The organism is Achromobacter semiaridum (genome assembly GCF_053543755.1).
Genome location: NZ_JBLVOL010000059.1, coordinates 145021 through 167590, shown reverse-complemented (window position 1 = coordinate 167590; position 22570 = coordinate 145021). Strand labels below are relative to the sequence as shown.

Genomic DNA, 22570 nt, shown 5'->3' with positions numbered 1-22570 from the left:
GCCGGACGCACTCGAGCCACCGGGCGCGCCGGCATTATTCGTCGAACCCGTACCGCCTGGGGTGCCGGCAGCGCCGGCAGTACCTGCTGCGCCGGGAGCCCCGGTCCCGCCAGGACTGCCTGCTGCGCCGGGAGTACCGGCAGCACTGGAACTGCCCGCGGCGCCCGGGGTACCGGCCGCGCCGGTAGCTCCCGCTGCGCTGGAAGTGCTGGCTGCACCCGGACTGCCCGCGGCACCCGGAGTACCTGGTGCCCCCGGCGTGCCCGCTGCCCCCGAAGTGCCCGCTGCCCCCGGCGTGCCCGCTGCCCCCGAAGTGCCCGCTGCCCCCGAAGTGCCTGCTGCCCCGGGCGTGCCTGCCGTACCCGGAGTGCCTGCCGTACCCGGAGTGCCTGCCGCACCCGAAGTGCCCGCTGCACCCGGAGTACCTGGTGCGCCCGGGACACCCGCTGCGCCTGGGGTGCCAGCTGCACCGGGGGTACCCGCAGCACCGGAAGTACCTGTCGCACCCGAAGCACCCGTCGCTCCGGAAGCGCCCGGAGTGCCCGATGCGCCCGCCGCACCCGCTGGGCCAGAATTGCCAGATGACCCTGCCGCGCCCGATGCGCCCGCACCGCCAGCCGCGCCCGTGCCGCCCGCGCCCGAGGTCCCCGAACCGCCTTGCTGCGCCACCGCCTTGTTCAATTCGTCGACATTGCTTTGCAGCTGACTCACGCGGCCTTCAACGTCTTTCAGCGCGCGCTCGTTCGATGTCTTCGCGTCGGCTTGCGCATCCGCCTGCGCGACAGCGCCTCCCGCTGCGAGCCCGGTCGACAGGCGCACGCGATCCTGGGTCGGAGCCGGCGTAGCCACGCCCGTGTCGCCAGGTTGCGCCACGGAGCCGGATGCCGCGTCCTGCCCCTTTACCACCGACGGATTGGCTCCTGCCGCCGCGCCGACTCGGGCGCGATATTTGGCAAACGCTTCGGCGTGTTCGTTGAAGATGCGGCGCGCTTCGGCGGGATCAATCGCCCGGACCGTGGCCGCATCGGGAATCTTCAACTTTTGCCCGGCGCGCACCAGGTTCATGTTGTTTTGAATAAAGGCCTCTGGATTGGCGCGCCACAACGCCACCAGCATCTGATACACCGAGGCGTTGGGCACCGCGTTGCGCTGCGCAATGGCAAAAAGATTGTCACCCTGCTTCACATTGACCGTCGCGGTACCGGCCCCCGCACGCGCCGTGCCGCCTACCGACGCCGGCGTCACATCGGCGCCGGTGCCGGTGCCGCGCAAGGGCACCAATACGCTGACCTGCACCTGGCGCTGGCCGGAACTTGAACTGATGTCCAGCAGCAGGTCCACCGCGCCGCTGGCGGGCGGCTGCGTGCCACGCACGCGCAGGTTCTTGCGCGTGCCGTCGGTGCCGTCTTCAATGCGGACCACCATGCTGGCCAGCGGCACGGGCGGCTTCAGGCCGGCGCGCTGCCAGGCGGCTTCATCCGCCACCGACACCTTCAACGACGACGCCTCATCCGGCGTCAATTCCTGCAAGCCGACCACCGCCTGCAACGGCGCGCCGGGCGCCGACACCACGCGGGAATGTCCGACCCGCATGGCCAGCGCCGAACTGCACATGCTCGACCCAATCGCCAACGCGATCGCCCATTGAAGGGTTTTCAAACGGCGGGCATGCTTCACATGGCGCGAACGCTGGGTCATAAGCTGGAATTCCGTTCTTGTAGTCGAATTACGGGCTGGCCGAGTCGCGCGACATATTAGCGAAACAGGCCTCAATTCACGGGAAAAGTGTAATGGATGATGCCGGTTTCACAAACCTGAAAGGCGCTTCGGCGTTGGCTCTTGGGCACATCCGCCGCTTCCCTCATGCGCCAGGCCAAACGACAAGGGCACCCGAAGGTGCCCTTGCTTGTCTACACGGCCGATCAAACTGTTTTTATCGGCCGTATACACATACGCGTCAGGCTTCGGCCAGCGCGATGCGCAGCATGCGACGCAGCGGTTCGGCAGCGCCCCACAGCAGTTGGTCGCCCACCGTGAAGGCGCCCAGGTATTGCGAACCCATCGACAGCTTGCGCAGGCGGCCGACCGGGATGTCCAGCGTGCCGGTTACGGCAACCGGGGTCAGCGCCGAAACCGTCGCTTCCTTGGTGTTGGGCACAACCTTGGCCCATTGCGTGCCTTGCGCGATCAGTGCTTCGATCTCGTCCAGCGGCACATCGCGCTTGAGCTTGATGGTCAGAGCCTGGCTATGGCAGCGCATGGCGCCGATGCGCACGCACAGGCCGTCGATCGGGGTGGCGGGCGTGCCGAAGGCGGCGCCGCGGCCCAGGATCTTGTTGGTTTCGACTTCGGCCTTCCATTCTTCCTTGGACATGCCGTCGCCCAGATCCTTGTCGATCCAGGGAATCAGGTTGCCGCCCAGCGGAACGCCGAAGTGCTCGTGCGGCAGCGACGCATCTTTCTGCTTGGCCAGCACGCCACGGTCGATGGCCAGGATGGCCGACGCCGGATCGTCCAGCAAGGGCTTGACGGCCTGGTTGATTTCGCCGAATTGGGTCAGCAGTTCGCGCATGTGCTGCGCGCCGCCGCCGGAAGCCGCCTGGTAGGTCATGGACGTCATCCATTCCACCAGGTCGTTGTTGAACAAGCCGGCCAGGCCCATCAACATGCAGCTGACCGTGCAGTTGCCGCCGATGAAATTGCGCACGCCGCGCTTGAGCGCCGCGTCGATGACCGGGCGATTGACCGGGTCCAGGACGATGATGGCGTCTTCGGCCATGCGCAAGGTGCTGGCCGCATCGATCCAGATGCCGTTCCAGCCCGCGCCGCGCAGCTTGGGATAAACCTCGGACGTGTAGTCGCCGCCTTGTGCCGTCAGAATGATCGGCAGTTTTTTCAGAGCATCAATGTCGTAGGCATTTTGCAACGGGCCTGCGCCTTCGGCCCACGTGGGCGCGGCGCCGCCAGCATTGCTGGTGGAAAAGAACACCGGTTCGATCAGTGCGAAGTCGTTCTCGTCGCGCATGCGTTGCATGAGCACCGAGCCGACCATTCCGCGCCAGCCGACAAGGCCTACTGCTTGATTCATTTCAATCGCTCTATAAAGGTGGAGACAAGGTCCGGGTAGAAAAAAGTCGTGCAATTCAACAATTTATCAGAATGCACGCGCGTATGTTGCGGCGCAGCTAGAAAAATTTGGGGCCGGAAGACCGCCCAACGGCTTTCGCGGCGCCGCCACAACACGGGCAAAAAAAGGGCCGCTACATGAAGCGGCCCCTTCCAAATCGGGGCGCCGCCGCAAGGGCGCGCCCCTTGCCCAGCGATCAGGCCAGGGCTTTCAAGACGGCGTCGCCCATGGCGGCCGTGGTGACCTTCGTGGTGCCCGCTTCGAAGATGTCGGCGGTGCGCAGGCCATCGGCCAGCACGCGCCGCACGGCGGCTTCGATGCGGTCGGCTTGCGGTGCAAGGTTCAGCGAATAGCGCAGCAGCATGGCGGCCGACAAGATGGTCGCCAGCGGGTTGGCAATGCCCTTGCCCGCGATGTCCGGGGCCGAACCGTGGCTGGGTTCATACAGGCCCTGGCCGCCAGCGTTCAAAGAGGCCGACGGCAGCATGCCGATCGAACCCGTCAGCATGGCCGCTTCGTCCGACAGAATGTCGCCGAACAGGTTGCCCGTGACGATGACGTCAAACTGGCGCGGGTTGCGCACCAGCTGCATCGCGGCGTTGTCGACGTACATGTGCGACAACTCTACGTCGGGGTATTCGCGCGCTACTTCAATAACGATATCGCGCCAGAACTGCGACGTTTCAAGCACGTTAGCCTTGTCCACGCTGCACAGCTTCTTGTTGCGCTTTTGCGCCGACTCGAAGCCGATGCGGGCAATGCGGCGCACTTCCGATTCGGCATAGCGCATGGTGTCGTAGCCTTCGCGCTCGCCGGCGAACGAGCCGTCGGGCGACGCACGGACGCCGCGCGGCGTGCCGAAATAGATGTCGCCGGTCAGTTCGCGAATGATCAGGATGTCCAGGCCGGACACGATCTCGGGCTTCAGCGACGATGCGCTGGCAAGCTCGGGATACAGGATGGCCGGACGCAAGTTGGCAAACAGGCCCAGCGCCTTGCGCAGGCCCAGAATGGCTTGTTCCGGGCGGAATTCGCGCGGCAGGCTGTCGTACTTCCAGTCGCCAACGGCGCCGAAAAGCACGGCGTCGGATTCCTTGGCCAACTTGAGCGTGGCCGGGGGCAGCGGGTGTTCGAACTGGTCAAACGCGGCGCCGCCGACGGGGGCCTGCTTGATATTGAACGGCACGTCCAGCGCTTGAAGCACGCGCACGGCCTGTTCGACAATTTCCGGTCCGATGCCGTCACCCGGCAAGACTGCAATGTTGTGGGTCATTTGAAAGCGATCCTGTGATCAGTATGGGTTCAGGCGATGGGACGGCTTTCCAGCCAGGGGTGGCGGGCCAGTCGTTCGGCCTCGAAGGCGCGGATCTTGTCGGAATGGCGCAGCGTCAAGCCGATATCGTCAAAGCCGTTCAGCAGGCAGTACTTGCGGAACGGTTCGATATCAAAGCCCATGGCGCGGCCGTCCGCGGCGATCACGACCTGGCGGTCCAGGTCGATTTGCAGCTTGTAATTCGGGAACGCCTTGACTTCGTCGAACAGGCGGGCCACTTCCAATTCAGACAGCACGATCGGCAGCAGGCCGTTCTTGAAGCTGTTGTTGAAGAAGATGTCGGCATACGACGGCGCAATGATCGCGCGAAAGCCGTATTGCGTCAGCGCCCAGGGCGCGTGTTCGCGGCTGGAGCCGCAACCAAAGTTCTTGCGCGCCAACAGGATCGAGGCGCCTTGGTAGCGCGGCTGGTTCAGCACAAAATCCGGGTTCAGGGGACGCTTGCTGTTGTCCATGCCGGGTTCGCCGTGGTCCAGATAGCGAAGCTCGTCAAACAGGTTCGGCCCGAAACCGGTGCGCTGGATCGACTTGAGGAATTGCTTGGGAATGATGAGGTCCGTGTCGACGTTTTCGCGGTCGAGCGGAGCCACCAGGCCTTCGTGAGTGGTAAATGCTTGCATGATGTCGGTACTCGGTGCGTGATCGCTTAACGGAACGTGCGGACGTCGACGAAGTGGCCGGCCACCGCAGCGGCTGCGGCCATGGCGGGGCTGACCAGATGCGTGCGACCGCCCTGTCCTTGCCGACCTTCGAAATTGCGGTTGGACGTCGACGCGCAACGCTCGCCCGGTTCAAGGCGATCGGCGTTCATGGCCAGGCACATCGAACAGCCGGGTTCCCGCCATTCAAAACCGGCTTCAATGAAAATCTTGTCCAGCCCTTCGCGCTCGGCCTGTTGCTTGACCAGGCCAGAGCCCGGCACGACCATGGCTTGGCGCACGTTGGACGCCACGCGCTTGCCACGCGCCACAGCGGCAGCCGCGCGCAAGTCTTCGATGCGCGAATTCGTGCACGAGCCAATGAACACGCGGTCCACGCGAATGTCGGTCAGCGGGGTGTTGGGCTTTAAGCCCATGTATTGCAACGCGCGTTCCATGCCGCTGCGGCGCACATCGTCTTTTTCGCGGTCGGGGTCCGGCACGCGGGAATCCACCGGCAACACCATTTCGGGCGACGTGCCCCAGGTCACCTGCGGCTTGATGTCGCGCGCGTTCACTTCCACCACCGTATCGAACTTGGCGCCTTCGTCGGTGTGCAGCGTGCGCCAGTACTTTACGGCCTGGTCCCACACTACGCCCGTGGGCGCAAACGGGCGGCCACGGAAATACTCAACGGTCTTGTCGTCGACCGCCACCATGCCCGAGCGCGCGCCGGCTTCAATCGCCATGTTGCACACGGTCATGCGGCCTTCAACGGACAGGGCGCGGATGGTGCTGCCCGCGAATTCAATGGCGTGGCCCGTGCCACCGGCCGTGCCGATGATGCCGATGATGTGCAGCACCACGTCTTTGGCCGTACAGCCGAAAGGCAAATCGCCGTCGACCTTGATGAGCATGCTCTTGGCTTTCTTCATCAGCAGCGTCTGCGTGGCCAGCACGTGCTCGACTTCAGACGTGCCGATGCCGAATGCCAGCGCGCCCAGCGCGCCGTGCGTGCTGGTGTGCGAATCGCCACAGACCACCGTCATGCCCGGCAACGTGGCGCCCTGCTCGGGGCCGATCACGTGCACGATGCCTTGGCGCAAGTCATTCATGCGGAATTCGGTGATGCCGTATTTCTCGCAGTTGGCGTCCAGCGTGTCCACTTGCAGCCGCGAGATCGGGTCGTCAATGCCCTGGGCGCGGTTCAGCGTCGGCACGTTGTGGTCGGCCACGGCCAGGTTGGCGCCCGTGCGCCACGGCTTGCGGCCGGCAATCGCCAGCCCTTCGAACGCCTGCGGGCTGGTGACTTCGTGCACCAGATGGCGATCGATATAGAGCAGACAGGTGCCGTCTGATTCCTGGTGGACGATGTGGGCGTCCCAGAGTTTGTCGTAAAGGGTTTGGGCCATGGATGCGCTCTGCAAATAGACAATCCGGCTTGAGCCTCGCACGGTTGATAAGCAGATTGCTTCCGTGCCGGCCACTGCGGCATGCGGGAATTATGCCCACGCTCCGAACCTAGTACAACCACACCACACATACTAGTATCAGGACTACCACGTTGGTTACGGAATCTGTCCCCGCAATCGCGGCAAATTGCGTTCGGATCACTGTGGAAAATTAATCACAAATTACAAATTCGATAAGAGAAATCAGATACAGAATTATCAAAACGATATAATCCTGTTTCACTACAGACACGTCACTTTCGAAATAATACGAAATAAACCGTATTAATAAAGCTGGCGCTTTTCTCGGTCTGTGAAGTTCGTGCAAATTCAGTCAAATTAGGTGATGTTGCGCGAAGAAACGTTGTGGCGAGTCATTTTGCCTTCTGCAAGACTTAACAAATCTTGACTAGGGAAATATGACATTTACATACAATATGGCCGCCATTCAATCCCACTCCGACACGCGAATAATCACTATGGCTTCGTTTTTGATCAAACGCACGACTTCGCTTCTCGCCTTGGCTTTTGTTCCCGCCGCTTTTGCCCAGCCGACCCCGCCCGCCCCGCAGGGCGCGCCGGCCGCCACCGTCTCCACGGTGACGCTGAATCAGGTTGTTGAGCAGACGCTGCTGAGCAACCCGGAAATCCAGGCCAAGTATCACGACTTCCAGGCATCCCTGGAAGGCCAGTCGGTTGCCCGCGCGGCCTTCTTCCCGCAAATCAACGCGCAGGGCTATGTGGGCCGCGAATATCGCAGCAACGTGCCCGACGTGGGTTCGCAACGCTGGAGCCGCCCGGGCTACAACGTTGAACTGCGCCAACTGATTTTTGACGGCTTCCGCACCAGCAACGACGTCAAGCAGGCTGGCTTCGATAAGCTGGCGCGCTTCTATGACGTGTTGGCCACCAGCGACAGCACCGCGTTCGCCGCCGTGCAGGCGTATATCGACCTGCAACGTTACCGGGACATGGAATTGCTGGCCCGCCAGAACTATTCGCTGCACGAAGAAACGCTGAAACAGATCGGCGAACGCACCGAGTCGGGCGTGGGCCGCCGCGTTGACCTGGAACAGGCAGGCGGCCGTTTGTCCCTGGCTCAGACCAACCTGATGACCGAAACCGCCAACCTGCTTGACGTGCAGCAGCGCTTTCAACGCGTGACCGGCGCCTTCCCGCCCGAAGCCATGCAGCCGCCGCCGGACATCTCGGGCAAGCTGCCCGTCAAGCCGGGGGACTTCAATGAGTCGCTGCGCCGCAACCCCAGCTTCCTGTCCAAGCAGGCCGGCTTGCAGGCCGCGCAAGCCGGCGTGGCCTCGTCCAAGGGCGCTTTCTCGCCCAAGTTTGAATTCGTGGCTTCCTCGGGTCGGGACCAGAACGACCCCACGCCCGAAACGCGCGACATCCAGAGCTCCAGCGTGCAAGTTGTGATGAGCTACAACCTGTACCGCGGCGGCGCCGATTCCGCCCGCGTTCGCCAGACCGCCGCGCAGTCGTACGCCGCGCGCGACATCCGCGACTACACCTGCCGCAACGTGCAGCAGGACCTGGCCGTCGCCTGGAACAACATCGTCAGCCTGAGCCAGAAGCTGCCGTTCCTGCGCGACCACGAAGTGGCCACGACCAAGGTACGTGATGCGTATCGCCAACAGTTCCAGATCGGCCAGCGCTCGCTGCTGGACTTGCTTGACACTGAAAACGAATTGTTCGAGTCGCGCCGCGCATTGACCAACGGCTTGTATGACCTCAAGCTTGCGCAATATCGCTGGTTGGCGCTGTCGCATGCGCTGTTGCCGGCGCTGTCGCTGCAACCCGCGCGCAACGAGATGCCCGAGGAAAACGGCAAACTGGAGGTAACCGACGAAGTGATCAAGCTTTGCAATTCGACGGTCCCCGACTCTGCCCGCCTGGCTCCCGTGCGCGTTCAATACAACGAAGGCACGCTGCCGCCCACGCTCGTGCCGCTGAACGCACCCACCGCCAAGCCCTAAAGGCGGCGGGCGCAAGGAGGCCATATGACGCCCCAGGGCAACGAATTTTCGCAGTTGGACGCGGACTTTGTCCGCGTTCTTGAAGACCTGATCGACGCCTTGATCGCCAATGGCACCTTGCGCATGACGGACCTGCCTATCCAGGCACAGCAAAAGCTATCCCAGCGCAAGCAGCAACGCGCGCGCCTCTCGGAACACCTAGACCTCTTGGATGACGAAGATGGACAAGTTATCTGAAAAGGCGGCGCGCGAATGGCGCGCCGACGCCCGAGCGGCGCATGACGACCCCTTGCTGGACTGCCTGGTTGAAATTACGCGCCTGCACGGCGTGACTGCCACGGCGCAGGCGCTGTCCGCCGGCCTGCCGCTGGAAGAACACCGCCTGACCCCTGCCCTGCTGCCGCGCGCCGCGGCGCGGGCGCAACTTTCCGCGCGCGTCGTCAAGCGCACGCTGGACAGCATTTCCCCAGACCTTTTGCCCGCCATCCTGCTGCTGCAAGGCGAACGCGCCTGCCTGCTGCTGAAAAAAGAAGACGGCAAATACCTGGTCAGCCATCCCGAGCTTGGCGGCAGTTCCGTCGAGATGACGCCCGAGGCCCTGGCCGCGCAATACACCGGCCTGGTCTGCTTCGTGCGCCCGCAATTCCGGTTCGACGCCCGCTCGCCGGAAGTGGCCAAAGTCCGTGAACGCCATTGGTTCTGGGCCGCCATCATGGAAAACCGGCGCCTGTACCGCGATGCGCTGGTCGCCGCGCTGCTGATCAATATCTTCGCCATGGCGATGCCGTTGTTCACCATGAACGTGTATGACCGCGTGGTGCCCAACAACGCCGTTGAAACGCTGTGGGTGCTGGCTATCGGCATCACGCTGGTGGTGATTTTCAACATGGTGTTGTCAACCGCCCGTTCTCATGTGGTGGACAGTGCAAGCAAGCGCGTCGACGTGCGCCTGTCCGCGCAGATCATGGAGCGCGTGCTGGACCTGCGACTGGAAGGCCGCCCCGTGTCCGTCGGATCGTTCGCGGCCAACCTGCGGTCGTTCGAATCCATTCGCGACTTCATCGCGTCGGCCACCATCACCACGCTGGTCGACCTGCCCTTCATCCTGCTGTTCCTGGCCGCTCTGGCCTGGATATCGCCGTGGATGATCCTGCCGCCGCTGGTTGCCATCGTGCTGATCTTGCTGGTGTCGCTGGCTGCCCAGGCTTGCATGGAAGCCCTGACGATGGCCAGCTTCCAGGCCAGCTCGCAGCGCAACGCGACGCTGGTGGAAGCGCTGACCGGCCTGGAGGCCGTCAAGACGCTGAACGCGCAAGGCTCGGTGCAACGCAACTGGGAACGCGCCACGGAATTCATCGCACAGACGGGGGGCAAGCTGAAGTTGATCTCGTCGTCGACGGTGGGCTTTGTGCAGGCTATCCAGCAACTCGTGTCGATCGCCGTGGTGATCATCGGCGTGTACCAGGCGCAGGAATCGGCGATGTCCATGGGCGGCATCATCGCCGCATCCATGATCGCCAGCCGTTGCCTGGCGCCGCTGGGCCAGGTTGCGGGGCTGTTGATGCAATACCAGAACGCCCGCACCTCGCTGGGCTCGATCGACAACTATATGAAACTGCCGATCGAACGCCCGGCCGAAGCCGAATTCCTGCATCGTCCCGTGTTTCATGGCGGCCTGGAATTTCGCGACGTCACCTTCGCATACCCCGGCAGCACGCAACCGGTGCTGAAGAAAGTGTCGTTCAAGCTCAAGCCCGGTGAAAAGGTCGGCATCATCGGCCGCATCGGTTCCGGCAAGACCACGCTGGAAAAACTGGCGCTTGCGCTGTATCAGCCCACCGAAGGCGCTGTGCTGCTGGACGGTGTGGACGTGCGCCAGATCGACCCGGCCGACGTGCGCCGCGCCATCGGCCATGTGCCGCAAGACCCCACGCTGTTCTACGGCAGCCTGAAACACAACCTGGCCATGGGCGCGCCCTACGCCGACGACGCCAGCATCCTGGCCGCCGCCAACCTGGCCGGCGTGACAGACTTTGCCAACCTGCATCCCAACGGTTTCGACATGGTGATCGGCGAACGCGGCGAATCGCTGTCGGGCGGCCAACGCCAGTCCGTCGCCGTGGCCCGCGCGCTGATCAACGACCCGCCGATCCTGCTGCTGGACGAACCCAGCAGCAACATGGACCACCAGAGCGAGGCGCAGCTGCGCAAGCGGCTGGGCGAGGCCAGCGCCACCAAGACGATCCTGCTGGTCACGCACCGTACTGCGCTGCTGGACCTGGTGGACCGCCTGATCGTGATCGATAACGGTCACATCGTTGCGGACGGCCCCAAGGAGCAAGTTGTCGAAGCACTGCGTCAAGGACGCGTTGGACGCGGGAGTTAAGGGCGCCATGCAGAAAAATCCTGGAGAGACCCGGCACGGCCTGTTTGGCGGCCTGTGGCGCAAACTGCGCAACGTCTTCGTGTTCTTCTTTGACCGACTGCTGGACGGCGCCGAAAAGGGCAAGCAGGAAAAGCGTTCAGACTATGTCGGCAACGCTGAATGGGTGATCCACGAATCGCAGGCCCGCAGTTCGCGCGTGCTGCTATGGGTGGCGTTGCTTGCGACGTTCCTGCTGATCGTCTGGGCGGCCACGGGCAGCATCGACGAAGTGGTCCGTGGCGAAGGCAAGGTTGTGCCGTCGCGCCAAGTGCAGATCATCCAGAGCCTGGACGGCGGTATCGTCGAGGAAATCCTGGTTCGCCCGGGCCAGGAAGTCCAGGCTGGCCAGACGCTGCTGAAAATCGATTCCACGCGCTTTGCCTCTTCGCTGGGCGAGAACAACGCCGAATACCTGTCGTTGCTGGCCAAGTCCGCCCGCTTGCAGGCATTGGCTACCGGCGAACCTTTCGTCGCGCCGGAAGAAGTGCTGAAGCAGGCGCCCGGCCTGGTTGAAATGGAACGCAACGCCTGGCAGGCGCGTAACACCGAACTGAACGCCACCATCAACGTGGCGCGCGAACAGCTCAAGCAACGCCAGGAAGACTTGCGCGAAACCATCGCCAAGCGCGATCAGGCGTCCGCCAGTTGCGGCCTGACTTCGCGAGAATTGCAGGTCACCCGGCCCTTGCTCAAGAGCGGCGCCGTGTCCGAAGTGGACCTGCTGCGCCTGCAACGCGACGTGGCGCGGTATTGCGGCGAGCAAAAAGGCGCCGAAGCGCAAATCGACCGCTTCCAGGCGTCCATCAAGGAAGCGCAAAGCAAGCTGGAAGAGTCCGAGCTGAATATTCGTAACCAGGCTCGCAGCGAACTGTCCGAGACCAACACCAAGCTGTCCACCCTGCGCCAAGGCAAGCTGGCGCTGGCCGACCGCGTGAAGCTGGCCGAAGTGCGCGCGCCGCTGGCCGGTACCATCAAGACGCTGTTCAACAACACCGTGGGCGGCGTGGTGCAGCCGGGCAAGGACATTATCGAAATCGTGCCCAAGGACGACACGCTGCTGCTGGAAGTGCGCATCCAACCGCGCGACATCGGCTTCCTGCATGCCGACCAGAAGGCAGAAGTGAAGTTCACCGCCTACGACTTCGCCATCTACGGCGGTCTGGAAGGCAAGGTCGAACAGATCGGCGCCGACACGGTCACCGACGAGAAAGGCAATTCCTATTACGTGGTGCGCGTCCGCACGGACCGCAGCACCGTGGGCGACAAACTACTGCCCATCATCCCCGGGATGGTGGCCGAGGTTCATATCCTGACGGGTAAACGCACCGTGTTGCAGTACCTGCTCAAACCGATTCTGCGTGCCAAGGCAAACGCCTTCACCGAACGTTAAAGGAGAGCTGCAAGGCTTTATGAAACCCGTTCCCGTCTTGTTGATTACGCACGACGACCTGCTCTGGCAACACTGGCGCGCGTTGGATTCCACGCGCTGGCTGGCTGCCCGCGGGCGCGGCCTGGCCGACCTGCAACGCTGGCGCGAGCAAGGCCGCACGCTGGCCGTGCTGGATACCGACGTGCCGCGCTTGCCGTCCTGGCAGGATCCCAGCTGGGGCCCTGCCCTGGCCGGCCTGCACCTGGTGGTCGCCAGCCCCAGCCCTAACGACGAGCAAGGCACGCAAGCGCTGGGCGCGGGCGCTCATGGCTATTGCCACAGCTACGCGCCCGCCGCCGCGCTGTCGCAAGCGCTGGAAGTGGTTTTGTCCGGCGGGATCTGGATGGGCCGGTCTTTGGTGGCGCGCTTGCTAAAGCTGGTCACCGAGCGCGCCCAGGATTCCCGTTCCTGGGACAACGGCCTGCTGACCGAGCGCGAGATCACCGTGGCCCGCTACGCCGCCAGCGGCCAGGCCAACGCGCAGATCGCCGAGGCCCTGGGCATCACGGAACGCACGGTCAAGGCGCATCTTTCCGCCGTCTTTGAAAAGCTAGGCGTGTCCGATCGCCTTCAACTTGCCCTGCTGGTGCACGGCATTTCGGCGCCGGCCGACACGCGCAGCAAAATTACTTCCTGAAACTGTCCTTGAGGACAATATCGCCTCCGCGCGGCGCTCTTTAGTATCTGGCCATCTTGGATAACTCCCTGAAACGGAACCCACATGGCCAACACTACTCCCGCAGTCGTCAATGAAATCTCCGGTCGCGCGTGGATACGCAACAGCGACGGCTCGCTGACCGAACTGCATCAAGGCAGCAACGTCCCCGCCGGCAGCGACATCGTTACGGCTTCAGGCGCCACGGTTTCCCTTCAGGTTGAAAACGGCATGCCGATCGTGATCGGCGAAAGCCGTGAAGTCGCCGTCAACGGTGACATCGCGGGCCCCTTGGCCGACCCTAGCGAAGCCGCGGTAACCCCGCCCACCGGCACGGATTCCGACCGCCTGCTGGCCGCCCTGCAAGCCGGACGCGACCCGTTCGACGAACTGGACCCCACCGCCGCCATCGTGGCTGGCGGCGGCGATGCCGGCGGCAGCAGCTTCGTGCGCCTGGCCCGCATCCTGGAAACGACCACGCCGCTGGACCTGGCCTACGCCAACCCCGGCCGCGGTGACGATACCCTGCCCCGCGCCGGCGCCGCCGGTGCCACGGGCGACAACGGCGACGCCGCTGTCCCGGCAGCCACCAACACCGCCCCGTCCGCACTGAACGATGCCAGCACGGGCGACCAGAACGCGGTCCAGCGCGGCAACCTGCTTGGCAACGACAGCGATCCCGACGGCGATCCCTTGGCCATCGTGTCTGTCAGCGGCCGGCCCATGACCGCGGGCGGCGTCACCGTCAACGGCTCCAACGGCGGCACGTTCACCGTTCTGCCCGACGGCAGCTACGTCTTCACGCCCGGCACGGGCTTCCAGAACCTGCCCGCCGGCCAGACCGCCACCAGCACGATTTCGTACACGGTCACCGATCCCAGCGGCGCAACGTCCACTGCCACCGTCGAAGTGACGATCGTCGGCGTGAACGACCCAGCCCAGATCACCCCGGCCAACGCCGGCGACGACGCCGGCACGGTCAAGGAAGACACCACCTTCACCGCCAACGGCAAGCTGAACGTCACCGACGTGGACAACGGCGAAGCCCGCTTTGTCGTGCAATCCGGCCAAGCCGGCCAGCACGGCACGTTCTCGATCGACGCCAGCGGCGCGTGGGTCTACAACCTGAACAACAACGATGCCCGCGTGCAGGCGCTGGCTGTTGGCGAGACCCTGACCGAGACCTTCACGGTCACCACGGCTGACGGAACGGCCGGCACGGTCACCGTCACCATCCAGGGCACCAACGACGTCCCCACGATCAGCGGGCAAGCCGCTGGCGCGGTCGCCGAAGACACGGCCCTGGTCGCCACCGGCAAGCTGGACGTGGCTGACGTCGACACTTCCGACACGCACACGTGGTCCGTCAACGACAACGGCGCCGGCCAATACGGCGCGCTAACCATCGCGGCCGACGGCACGTGGACCTACAACCTGGTCAACACCAACCCCGCCGTCCAGGCACTGATCGCCGGCCAGACCTTGACCGAGACGTTCACCGTCACGGTCAACGACGGCAACGGCGGCGTGACAACGCAAGTGGTCACCGTCACGATTAACGGCACGGATGACGGCGCAGTCATTACCCCGGGGGCACCGGGTGCTGACGCGGGCCAGGTCGTCGAAGACGAGAAGCTGTCGGTCGGCGGCAAGTTGGAAGTCACCGACCCGGACGCTGGTCAAGCGGTGTTCCAGGTTCAGACGAACGCCACCACCACGCACGGCACGTTCTCGATCGATGCCAACGGCAACTGGACGTACAACCTGAATAACAGCGATCCGGCCGTCCAAGGCCTGGGCGCGGGCAAAACGCTGACGGAAACCATTACGGTCACGACGGCGGACGGCACGACGGGCGAGGTCGTGGTCACGATCGTCGGGACCAACGACGTTCCGGTGCTGACGGGCAAGGCCGACGGTGCAGTCACGGAAGACGGCAGCCTTGTCGTCTCGGGCAAGCTGGATGTGGCTGACGTCGACACGACCGATACCCACACCTGGACCGTTAACAACGAGGGCAAGGGCACGTACGGATCGTTCTCCGTTGATGGCAACGGCAACTGGACCTACAACCTGGACAACGCCAATAAGGACGTTCAGGGTCTGAAGTCCGGGCAATCGATCACCGAAACGTTCACCGTCACGGTGGACGACGGCAACGGCGGCGTGGTCACCAAGGACGTTACGGTCACGATCAACGGTACCGATGACGGCGCGATCATCACTCCGGGAGCTCCGGGCGCTGACAAGGGCGAAGTGATCGAAGACAAGACGCTGTCTGTTGACGGCAAGCTCAACGTCACCGATCCGGACGCCGGCCAAGCCGTGTTCCAGGTGCAAACCAACACGGCCGGCCAACACGGCACGTTCTCTGTCGACGCAAACGGCGCATGGACGTACAACCTGACCAACAACGACCCGGCTGTCCAAGGCCTGGGCGCTGGCAAGACCCTGACCGAAACGTTTACCGTCACCACCGCTGACGGCACGACCGGTCAGGTCGTGGTCACGATCGTCGGTACCAACGACATCCCCGTCGTGACCGGCAAGGCTGACGGCGCCGTCACGGAAGACGGTTCGCTGGTCGCCACCGGCAAGCTGGATGTCGCCGACGTCGATACGACCGACACGCATAGCTGGACGGTTAACGACGACGGCAAGGGCACGTACGGCTCGTTCTCCATCGACTCGTCGGGCAACTGGACCTACAACCTGGACAACGCCAATAAGGACGTCCAGGGTCTGAAGTCCGGCCAATCGATCACCGAAACGTTCACCGTCACGGTGGACGACGGCAATGGCGGTGTGGTCACCAAGGACGTTACGGTCACGATCAATGGCACGGATGACGGCGCGATCATCACTCCGTCTACGCCTGACAGCGACAAGGGCGAAGTCATTGAAGACAAGACGTCGTCCGTCAGCGGCAAGCTCGACGTCACCGATCCGGACGTCGGCCAAGCCGTGTTCCAAGTTCAAACGAACGCTCCTGGCCAACACGGTACGTTCTCTGTCGGTGCCAATGGCGCGTGGACGTACAACCTCACGAACAATGACCCGGCTGTCCAAGGCTTGGGCGCTGGCAAGACCCTGACCGAAACCTTCACGGTTACGACCGCTGACGGCACGACGGGTCAGGTCGTGGTCACCATCGTGGGCACGAACGACATTCCGGTGCTGACCGGCAAGGCCGATGGTGCAGTCACCGAAGACGGCACGCTCGTGGCAACGGGCAAGCTGGATGTCGCGGACGTCGACACGACCGATACGCATAGCTGGACGGTTAACAACGGCGGCAAGGGTACGTACGGTTCGTTCTCCGTTGATGGCAATGGCAACTGGACCTACAACCTGGACAACGCCAACAAGGACGTCCAGGGGCTGAAGACGGGCCAGTCGATTATTGAAACGTTCACCGTCACGGTCGATGATGGCAACGGCGGCGTGGTCACCAAGGACGTTACGGTCACGATTAACGGTACCGATGACGGCGCGATCATCACCCCTTCCACGCCTGACAGCGACAAGGGCCAAGTCATCGAAGACAAGACGCTCTCCGTGGGCGGCAAGCTCGACGTCACCGATCCGGACGTCGGCCAAGCCGTGTTCCAAGTTCAGACGAACGCTCCTGGCCAACACGGTACGTTCTCTGTCGGCGCCAATGGCGCGTGGACGTACAACCTCACGAACAATGACCCGGCTGTCCAAGGCTTGGGCGCTGGCAAGACCCTGACCGAAACCTTCACGGTTACGACCGCTGACGGCACGACGGGTCAGGTCGTGGTCACGATCGTCGGGACCAACGACATCCCCGTCGTGACCGGCAAGGCTGATGGTGCAGTTACCGAAGACGGTTCGCTGGTTGCAACCGGCAAGCTGGATGTGGCCGACGTCGACACGACCGACACGCATAGCTGGACGGTTAACGACGACGGCAAGGGTACGTACGGCTCGTTCTCCGTGGATGGCAATGGCAACTGGACGTACAACCTGGACAACGCCAATAAGGACGTCCAGGGTCTGAAGACGGGCCAGTCGATTACCGAAACGTTCACCGTCACGGTGGACGACGGCAATGGCGGTGTGGTCACCAAGGACGTTACGGTCACGATCAATGGCACGGATGACGGCGCGATCATCACCCCGTCTACGCCCGACAGCGACAAGGGCGAAGTCATTGAAGACGAGAAGTCGTCCGTCAGCGGCAAGCTCGACGTCACCGATCCGGACGTCGGCCAAGCCGTGTTCCAAGTTCAGACGAACGCTCCTGGCCAACACGGTACGTTCTCTGTCGGTGCCAATGGCGCGTGGACGTACAACCTGGCCAACAACGACCCGGCCGTCCAAGGCCTGGGCGCTGGCAAGACCCTGACGGAAACCTTCACGGTTACGACCGCTGACGGCACGACGGGTCAAGTCGTAGTCACCATTGTGGGCACGAACGACATTCCGGTGCTGACCGGCAAGGCCGACGGTGCAGTCACCGAAGACGGTTCGCTGGTGGCCACCGGCAAGCTGGATGTCGCGGACGTCGACACGACCGACACCCACACCTGGGCCGTTAACAACGACGGCAAGGGCACGTATGGCTCCTTCTCCGTTGATGGCAATGGCAACTGGACCTACAACCTGGACAACGCCAATAAGGATGTCCAAGGTCTGAAGACGGGCCAGTCGATTACCGAAACGTTCACCGTCACGGTCGATGATGGCAACGGCGGCGTCGTCACTAAGGACGTTACGGTCACGATTAACGGTACCGATGACGGCGCGATCATCACCCCGTCTACCCCTGACAGCGACAAGGGCGAAGTCATTGAAGACGAGAAGTCGTCCGTCAGCGGCAAGCTCGACGTCACCGATCCGGACGCCGGCCAAGCCGTGTTCCAGGCTCAAACCAACACGGCCGGCCAACACGGCACGTTCTCTGTCGACGCAAACGGCGCATGGACGTACAACCTGACCAACAACGACCCGGCTGTCCAAGGCCTGGGCGCTGGCAAGACCCTGACCGAAACGTTTACCGTCACCACCGCTGACGGCACGACCGGTCAGGTCGTGGTCACGATCGTCGGTACCAACGACATCCCCGTCGTGACCGGCAAGGCTGATGGTGCAGTTACCGAAGACGGTTCGCTGGTTGCAACCGGCAAGCTGGATGTGGCCGACGTCGACACGACCGATACCCACACCTGGACGGTTAACAACGAGGGCAAGGGAACGTATGGCTCCTTCTCCGTCGACGGCAATGGCAACTGGACCTACAACCTGGACAACGCCAATAAGGACGTTCAGGGTCTGAAGTCCGGCCAATCGATCACCGAAACGTTCACCGTCACGGTGGACGACGGCAACGGCGGCGTGGTCACCAAGGACGTTACGGTCACGATTAACGGTACCGATGACGGCGCGATCATCACGCCTTCTACGCCTGACAGCGACAAGGGCGAAGTCATTGAAGACGAGAAGTCGTCCGTCAGCGGCAAGCTCGACGTCACCGATCCGGACGCTGGCCAAGCCGTGTTCCAGGTGCAAACCAACACGGCCGGCCAACACGGCACGTTCTCTGTCGGCGCCAATGGCGCGTGGACGTACAACCTCACGAACAACGACCCGGCCGTCCAAGGCCTGGGCGCTGGCAAGACTCTGACCGAAACGTTTACCGTCACCACCGCTGACGGCACGACGGGTCAGGTCGTGGTCACGATCGTCGGGACGAACGACGTTCCGGTGCTGACCGGTAAGGCCGACGGCGCCGTCACGGAAGACGGTTCGCTGGTCGCCACCGGCAAGCTGGATGTCGCGGACGTCGATACGACCGACACCCACACCTGGGCCGTGAACAACGAGGGCAAGGGCACGTATGGTTCGTTCTCCGTTGATGGCAATGGCAACTGGACCTACAACCTGGACAACGCCAATAAGGACGTCCAGGGTCTGAAGTCCGGCCAATCGATCACCGAAACGTTCACCGTCACGGTGGACGACGGCAACGGCGGCGTGGTCACCAAGGACGTTACGGTCACGATCAATGGCACGGATGACGGCGCGATCATCACGCCTTCTACTCCTGACAGCGACAAGGGCGAAGTCATTGAAGACGAGAAGTCGTCCGTCAGCGGCAAGCTCGACGTCACCGATCCGGACGCCGGCCAAGCCGTGTTCCAAGTTCAAACGAACGCTCCTGGCCAACACGGCACGTTCTCCGTCGGCGCGAACGGCGCGTGGACGTACAACCTGACCAACAACGACCCGGCTGTCCAAGGCCTGGGCGCTGGCAAGACCCTGACCGAAACGTTTACCGTCACCACCGCTGACGGCACGACGGGTCAAGTCGTGGTCACCATCGTGGGCACGAACGATATTCCCGTCTTGACAGGCAAGGCTGACGGCGCCGTCACGGAAGACGGTTCGCTGGTCGCCACCGGCAAGCTGGATGTCGCCGACGTCGACACGACCGATACCCACACCTGGACCGTTAACAACGAGGGCAAGGGCACGTATGGCTCCTTCTCCGTTGATGGCAACGGCAACTGGACCTACAACCTGGACAACGCCAACAAGGATGTCCAAGGTCTGAAGACCGGCCAATCGATCACCGAGACATTCACCGTCACGGTGGACGACGGCAACGGCGGCGTGGTCACCAAGGACGTTACGGTCACGATCAATGGCACGGATGACGGCGCGATCATCACGCCTTCTACCCCTGACAGCGACAAGGGCGAAGTCATCGAAGACAAGACGCTCTCCGTGAGTGGCAAGCTCGACGTCACCGATCCGGACGTCGGCCAAGCCGTGTTCCAAGTTCAAACGAACGCTCCTGGCCAACACGGCACGTTCTCCGTCGGCGCGAACGGCGCGTGGACGTACAACCTGACCAACAACGACCCGGCTGTCCAAGGCCTGGGCGCTGGCAAGACCCTGACCGAAACGTTTACCGTCACCACCGCTGACGGCACGACGGGTCAGGTCGTTGTCACGATCGTCGGTACCAACGACATCCCCGTCGTGACCGGCAAGGCCGACGGCGCCGTCACCGAAGACGGCTCCTTGGTCGCCACCGGCAAGCTGAATGTCGCCGACGTCGACACGACCGACACGCATAGCTGGACCGTCAACAACGATGGCAAGGGCACGTATGGTTCGTTCTCCGTTGATGGCAATGGCAACTGGACCTACAACCTGAACAACACCAGCGCCAAGGTACAAGCCCTGGCTGCCGGCCAACAGGTGACGGACACCATCATCGTGACCGTCAACGACGGCCATGGCGGTACGGCGCAGCAAACCGTCACGATCACGGTCACCGGTACCAACGACGCGCCGGCGATCTCGGGTACGTCCACCGGCGCGGTCACCGAAGATGCAACGCAATCGAGCGTCACCGGCCAACTGACCAAGACCGATGTTGACGCGACCGACACGCACACCTGGACGGTGAACAACGCCGGCAAGGGCACCTACGGCACGTTCTCGGTCGATGCGAACGGCAAGTGGACCTACAACCTGGACAACACCAGCGCCAAGGTGCAAGCCCTGGCTGCCGGCCAACAGGTGACGGACACCATCACCGTGACCGTTGACGACGGCCATGGCGGTACGGCGCAAAAGACGATCACGATCACGGTCAACGGCTCCAACGATGCTCCGACGATCTCGGGCACGTCCGTCGGCACGGTCAAGGAAGATACTGCGCCCAACAGCATCTCGGGGCAGTTGTCCAAGACCGATGTTGACGCGACCGACACGCACACCTGGTCGGTGAACAACGCCGGCAAGGGCACCTACGGCACGTTCTCGGTCGATGCGAACGGCAAGTGGACTTACAACCTGGACAACACCAGCGCCAAGGTACAAGCCCTGGCCGCCGGCCAACAGGTGACCGACACCATCACCGTGACCGTCGACGACGGCCATGGCGGCACCGCCACGCAAGACATCACCATCACGATCAACGGCACCAACGATGCCCCGACCATCTCGGGTGCGTCCACCGGCGCATTGACGGAAGATGCCGCGCAGAGCAGCGTGTCGGGTCAGCTGTCCAAGATCGACGTTGACACGACCGACACGCACACCTGGTCGGTCAACAACGCCGGCAAGGGTACGTACGGCACGTTCTCGGTCGATGCCACGGGCAAGTGGACGTACAACCTGGACAACACCAGCGCCAAGGTGCAAGCCCTGGCCGCTGGCCAACAGGTGACGGACACCATCACCGTAACCGTCGACGATGGCCATGGCGGTACGGCGCAGCAGCAAGTGGTTGTTACGGTCACCGGTTCCAACGACGCCCCGACCATCGGCGGCGTGGCCAATGGCGCCGTCAAGGAAGACGGCACGCAAGTGGTCACCGGCCAGCTAACCAAGGCCGACGTTGACGCTACCGACACGCACACCTGGTCGGTCGGCAACAACGGCAAGGGCACGTACGGCACGCTGACGGTGGACAGCGCCGGCAAGTGGACGTACACGCTGGACAACGCCAACGCCAAGGTGCAAGCCCTGGCCGATGGCCAGCAAGTGACCGACACCGTTACCGTGACCGTCGACGACGGCCATGGCGGCACGGCGCAGCAAACCATCACGATCACCGTTACCGGCACGAACGACGCTCCGGCCCTGGGCGGCGTCATCACCGGCGGCGTGACCGAAGATGGTACGCAAGTGGTCAGCGGCCAGTTGACCAAGACGGACGTCGACACGACGGACACCCACACCTGGTCGCTGAACAACGCCGGCAAGGGCACGTATGGCGCCTTTGTGGTGGATGCGAACGGCAAGTGGACCTACACGCTGGACAACGCCAATGCCAAGGTGCAAGGCCTGGCGGATGGCCAAAAGGTGACCGACACCATCACCGTGACCGTCAACGACGGCCATGGCGGCACCGCCACGCAAGTGATCACCGTGACGGTGACGGGCACGAATGACGCCCCGACCATCGCGGGCAACGCCACGGGCGCCGTGAAGGAAGACGGCACGCTGACCGCCAATGGCCAACTGACCAAGACGGACATCGACCTCACCGACACGCACACCTGGTCCGTCAGCAACAACGGCGCCGGCACGTATGGCACGTTTGTGGTGGATTCGGGTGGCAAGTGGACCTACACGCTTAATAACACCAGCGCCAGCGTCCAGGGCCTGAAGGAAGGCCAGCAGGTGACCGACACCATCACCGTGACCGTCAACGACGGCCATGGCGGCACCGCCACGCAAGTGATCACCGTGACGGTGACGGGCACGAATGACGCCCCGACCATCGCGGGCAACGCCACGGGCGCCGTGAAGGAAGACGGCACGCTGACCGCCAATGGCCAACTGACCAAGACGGACATCGACCTCACCGACACGCACACCTGGTCCGTCAGCAACAACGGCGCCGGCACGTATGGCACGTTTGTGGTGGATTCGGGTGGCAAGTGGACCTACACGCTTAATAACACCAGCGCCAGCGTCCAGGGCCTGAAGGAAGGCCAGCAGGTGACCGACACCATCACCGTGACCGTCAACGA

11 protein-coding genes are annotated in these 22570 nt (G+C 63.2%); 6 read left to right on the top strand and 5 right to left on the bottom strand.

Going from position 1 to position 22570, the window contains the following annotated elements:
* The 5 genes from ACNPP0_RS17365 to leuC form a co-directional block, all read right to left on the bottom strand.
* Window positions 1–1698, bottom strand: a 1698-nt coding sequence (locus ACNPP0_RS17365; RefSeq protein ID WP_448706550.1) for a type IV pilus assembly protein FimV, incomplete at its 3' end; no start/stop codon positions are given.
* 259 nt (window positions 1699–1957) lie between these two features.
* The gene (asd, locus tag ACNPP0_RS17360; protein WP_046807554.1) at window positions 1958–3088 is read right to left on the bottom strand and encodes an aspartate-semialdehyde dehydrogenase; all 1131 of its coding nucleotides are present in this window, start codon (window positions 3086–3088) and stop codon (window positions 1958–1960) included.
* 235 nt (window positions 3089–3323) lie between these two features.
* Complete coding sequence (gene leuB, locus ACNPP0_RS17355) at window positions 3324–4400, bottom strand: 3-isopropylmalate dehydrogenase (protein ID WP_332613512.1); 1077 nt, start codon at window positions 4398–4400, stop codon at window positions 3324–3326.
* 29 nt (window positions 4401–4429) lie between these two features.
* Complete coding sequence (gene leuD / locus ACNPP0_RS17350) at window positions 4430–5080, bottom strand: 3-isopropylmalate dehydratase small subunit (protein ID WP_006218698.1); 651 nt, start codon at window positions 5078–5080, stop codon at window positions 4430–4432.
* Between the two features lie 26 nt (window positions 5081–5106).
* Window positions 5107–6510, bottom strand: coding sequence for a 3-isopropylmalate dehydratase large subunit (gene leuC / locus ACNPP0_RS17345; protein ID WP_046807556.1), 1404 nt, complete (start codon window positions 6508–6510; stop codon window positions 5107–5109).
* A 518-nt stretch (window positions 6511–7028) separates the two neighbouring features.
* Between leuC and ACNPP0_RS17340 the strand changes: the two genes are divergently transcribed.
* The 6 genes from ACNPP0_RS17340 to ACNPP0_RS17315 form a co-directional block, all read left to right on the top strand.
* Window positions 7029–8540 (top strand): TolC family outer membrane protein, encoded by a 1512-nt coding sequence (locus ACNPP0_RS17340; RefSeq protein WP_448706549.1) that lies wholly within the window; start codon window positions 7029–7031, stop codon window positions 8538–8540.
* A 24-nt stretch (window positions 8541–8564) separates the two neighbouring features.
* The gene (locus tag ACNPP0_RS17335) at window positions 8565–8777 is read left to right on the top strand and encodes a hypothetical protein (RefSeq protein WP_006218695.1); all 213 of its coding nucleotides are present in this window, start codon (window positions 8565–8567) and stop codon (window positions 8775–8777) included.
* Window positions 8761–10926, top strand: a complete 2166-nt coding sequence (locus tag ACNPP0_RS17330; protein ID WP_448706548.1) for a type I secretion system permease/ATPase — start codon at window positions 8761–8763, stop codon at window positions 10924–10926. The genes ACNPP0_RS17335 and ACNPP0_RS17330 overlap by 17 nt, the downstream gene beginning before the upstream one ends.
* Window positions 10927–10933: 7 nt before the next feature.
* On the top strand, window positions 10934–12355 hold the full coding sequence (locus tag ACNPP0_RS17325) for an HlyD family type I secretion periplasmic adaptor subunit (RefSeq protein WP_332613515.1): 1422 nt from the start codon (window positions 10934–10936) through the stop codon (window positions 12353–12355).
* 19 nt (window positions 12356–12374) lie between these two features.
* Window positions 12375–13031, top strand: a complete 657-nt coding sequence (locus ACNPP0_RS17320) for a helix-turn-helix transcriptional regulator (RefSeq protein WP_332613516.1) — start codon at window positions 12375–12377, stop codon at window positions 13029–13031.
* An 84-nt stretch (window positions 13032–13115) separates the two neighbouring features.
* A partial coding sequence (locus tag ACNPP0_RS17315) for a retention module-containing protein (protein ID WP_448706547.1) occupies window positions 13116–22570 on the top strand: 9455 nt, incomplete at its 3' end.

What these genes read in the sequence shown, in the direction of transcription:
- leuB (WP_332613512.1), bottom strand. Translation starts at nt 4,400, where the DNA reads ATGACCCACAACATTGCAGTCTTGCCGGGTGACGGCATCGGACCGGAA.
- asd (WP_046807554.1), bottom strand. Translation starts at nt 3,088, where the DNA reads ATGAATCAAGCAGTAGGCCTTGTCGGCTGGCGCGGAATGGTCGGCTCG.
- ACNPP0_RS17320 (WP_332613516.1), top strand. Translation starts at nt 12,375, where the DNA reads ATGAAACCCGTTCCCGTCTTGTTGATTACGCACGACGACCTGCTCTGG.
- ACNPP0_RS17330 (WP_448706548.1), top strand. Translation starts at nt 8,761, where the DNA reads ATGGACAAGTTATCTGAAAAGGCGGCGCGCGAATGGCGCGCCGACGCC.
- ACNPP0_RS17325 (WP_332613515.1), top strand. Translation starts at nt 10,934, where the DNA reads ATGCAGAAAAATCCTGGAGAGACCCGGCACGGCCTGTTTGGCGGCCTG.
- leuD (WP_006218698.1), bottom strand. Translation starts at nt 5,080, where the DNA reads ATGCAAGCATTTACCACTCACGAAGGCCTGGTGGCTCCGCTCGACCGC.
- leuC (WP_046807556.1), bottom strand. Translation starts at nt 6,510, where the DNA reads ATGGCCCAAACCCTTTACGACAAACTCTGGGACGCCCACATCGTCCAC.
- ACNPP0_RS17335 (WP_006218695.1), top strand. Translation starts at nt 8,565, where the DNA reads ATGACGCCCCAGGGCAACGAATTTTCGCAGTTGGACGCGGACTTTGTC.
- ACNPP0_RS17340 (WP_448706549.1), top strand. Translation starts at nt 7,029, where the DNA reads ATGGCTTCGTTTTTGATCAAACGCACGACTTCGCTTCTCGCCTTGGCT.